Genomic DNA, 2,901 nt, shown 5'->3' on the forward strand with positions numbered 1-2,901 from the left:
GGCGACCAGTTCGGTGGATTCGGAGCTGGAGGCGCAGATCCAGGAAGCGCTGGACGAGCTGATGCGCGGGCGCACGTCGCTGGTGATCGCGCACCGGCTGTCGACGGTGGTGAGCGCGCACCAGATCCTGGTGCTGCACGCGGGCGAGATCCGCGAGCGCGGCACGCACGCCGAGCTTCTGCGCCGCGGCGGGCTGTACGCGCGGCTGTACGAACTGCAGTTCATCCGCCAGTCCGCCGCCGAGCGCACCGCCGCGGACTGAGGCGCATCCTCCGCATCGATCCGAAGCCCCGTCCGGCGCGTCCGGCGGGGCTTCGTCGCGTCGTCATGCATCCCAACAGAGAAACCTCTGATACGGCTCCGAGGAAGTTCGTTGGCGCCGCCCCCACGCCGTCCGCGTCACCGGTGTCCTGCCGCCCACCTCGGCGCTGAGGCGTCATTCTGAAGGAGCGTGCGCCGTGCTTTCCCCGGCACCGTATTCCTGCGCGACTGAAGAATCCCGGACCGAAGCAGCCGCCGAGACGCGGGCCGGCGCGGCGTGCCCCAGCCTCTCCCGCCGCACCCGCACCGTCCGAGCACGGCGCGCAGACGGGCGTGCAGCGGACGCTGTGGCGCGGGATTCTTCGGTCGGCGCCAGAGTCTGGTGTGACGGACGGTGCCGGCGAGGCGCCTCGCTCAGAATGACGCTCAAAGTCCGAGTCGGGTGGGGGGTCCCGGTGCGGCGATGTGACGCATCCGCGCGCCTGATGCCATATACGCCGCTCGCCCCGCCCAAGCCGCCTGCGGCGGCACCTCCGCGCCACCGGTGTCCTGCCGCCCACGTCGGCGCCGGGGCGTCATTCTGAAGGAGCGTGCGCCGCGCTTTCTCCCGTGCCGCGTTCATGCGCGACTGAAGAATCCCGGACCGAAGCAGCCGCCGAGACGCGGGCCGGCGCGGCGTGCTCCAGCCTCTCCCGCCGCACCCCGCAGCGTCCGAGCACGGCGCGCAGCCGGGCGTGCAGCGGACGCTGTGGCGCGGGATTCTTCGGTCGGCGCCAGAGTCTGGTGCGACGGACGGTGCGGCGCGGCCCTCGCTCAGAATGACACCCGAAGTCCGAGCCCGGGGAGAAATGCCGGTGCGGCTGACGTGATGAATCGGTGCGCCTGATGGCAGCACGCGCCTCCCGCGTCTCCCGTGCCTCCCCGCGCGGCACCTCCGCTGCACTGGTGTCCTGCCGCCCACCTCGGCGCCGGGGCGTCATTCTGAAGGAGCGTGCGCCGTGCTTTCCCCGGCACCGCGTTCCTGCGCGACTGAAGAATCCCGGACCGAAACGTCCGCCGCGCCGCGGGCCGGCGTGGCGTGCTCCAGCCCCTCTCGCGGCACCCGCAGCGTCCGAGCACGGCGCGCAGCGGGGCGTGCAGCGGACCTGTGGCGCGGGATTCTTCGGTCGGCGCCAGAGTCTGGCGTGGCGGACGGTGCCGCGAGGCGCCTCGCTCAGAATGACACCCGAAGTCCGAGCCCGGGGAGAAATGCCCGTGCGGCTGACGTGACAGGTCCGGTGCGCCTGATTGCAGCACGCGCCTCCCGCGTCTCCCGTGCCTCCCCGCGCGGCACCTCCGCTGCACTGGTGTCCTGCCGCCCACCTCGGCGCCGGGGCGTCATTCCGAAGGAGCGTGCGCCGCGCTTTCCCCGGCACCGTGTTCCTGCGCGACTGAAGAATCCCGGACCGAAACTTCCGCCGAGACGCGGGCCGGCGTGGCGTGCTCCAGTCTCTCCCGCGGCGCCTGCAGCGTCCGAGCGCGGCGCGCAACCGGGCGTGCATGGGATGTGGTGGCGCGGGATTCTTCGGTCGGCGCCAGAGTCTGGTGCGACGGACGGTACGGCGAGGCGCCTCGCTCAGAATGACACCCGAAGTCCGAGCCGGGTGAGGAATCCCGATGCGGCGGATGTGACAGGTCCGGTGCGCCTGACGCCAGTTCGTGCGGCCCGCGTCGCCCACGCTGCCCGCGCCCCCTCGCCGCCGCGGTGGCACCTCCGCAACACTGGTATCCTGCCGCCCACCTCGGCGCTCCATGCGGCGGGTTCAGGTTTTCTGTCGAGGGCAATCAAGAGTGTTGACTTCGTGAAGAGGTGCTAGTACACTGACACCTGTCAGTGCATTAGCACGTTGGATGGTGTTCCTCACCCGGAGCTTTCGGTCATGGCAGGCACTCCCCCTCTGGACCTGGGCCGGCGCGAGCGGCAGATCATGGAAGTGGTCTATCGTCTGGGCCGCGCCAGCGCCTCGGAAGTCCGCGCGGCGCTCGCCGACCCGCCCAGCTACTCCGCCGTGCGCGGCATGCTGCGCCTGCTGGAAGACAAGGGCCACCTGAGCCACGCGCAGGACGGCATCCGCCACGTCTACTTCCCCACCGTGGCGCAGGACGACATGCGCGAATCGGCCATGAAGCACGTGGTGCGCACCTTCTTCGCCGGCTCCGTGTCGGCCGCCATGGCCTCGCTGCTGGAAACCACGGAAGAGCCGCCTTCGGACGATGAGCTGGATGCTCTTTCCCAACTGATCGCCCAGGCCCGGGAGCAGGGACGATGAACGCCATCACCTCCCTTCCGCTCGCCGAGTGGCTGGCGGTGCTGGCCCAGCTCGCCCTCAAGGCCACGCTCATCCTGGCCCTCACCGCCGCCGCATCCACCCTGCTGTGGCGCGCCTCCGCGGCCGTGCGGCACATGGTGTGGTGCGTCGGCGTGGTGTGCGTGCTCGCGCTCCCGGTCTTTTCCGTCCTGATCCCCGCGTGGGAGGTGCCCATCCTCCCCGCCGCGGCGTCCGCCTCCACCGCGCGCGCGCCGTCCGCCCTCGACGCCGTCGCATCCGCCGACAACGCCGTGGCGACCGCACCGGGCGCCGCATCCGTGGATGACGCCGT

Annotated in this window: 2 protein-coding genes and 1 pseudogene; all 3 read left to right on the forward strand. The window is 71.4% G+C overall.

Annotated features, from left to right (window positions below; all coding sequences use genetic code 11):
• Nucleotides 1-262 (forward strand): annotated as a pseudogene (locus tag VF665_RS04890) (ABC transporter ATP-binding protein); the annotation flags it as partial.
• Between the two features lie 1,918 nt (nucleotides 263-2,180).
• Complete coding sequence (locus VF665_RS04895; RefSeq protein ID WP_331052294.1) at nucleotides 2,181-2,570, forward strand: BlaI/MecI/CopY family transcriptional regulator; 390 nt, start codon at nucleotides 2,181-2,183, stop codon at nucleotides 2,568-2,570.
• Nucleotides 2,567-2,901: hypothetical protein (locus VF665_RS04900; RefSeq protein WP_331052295.1), on the forward strand; the 335-nt coding region annotated here is incomplete at its 3' end. The genes VF665_RS04895 and VF665_RS04900, both read left to right, overlap by 4 nt.

Origin of the sequence: Longimicrobium sp. (assembly GCF_036387355.1) — a bacterium.
Classification (GTDB): Bacteria; Gemmatimonadota; Gemmatimonadetes; order Longimicrobiales; family Longimicrobiaceae; genus Longimicrobium.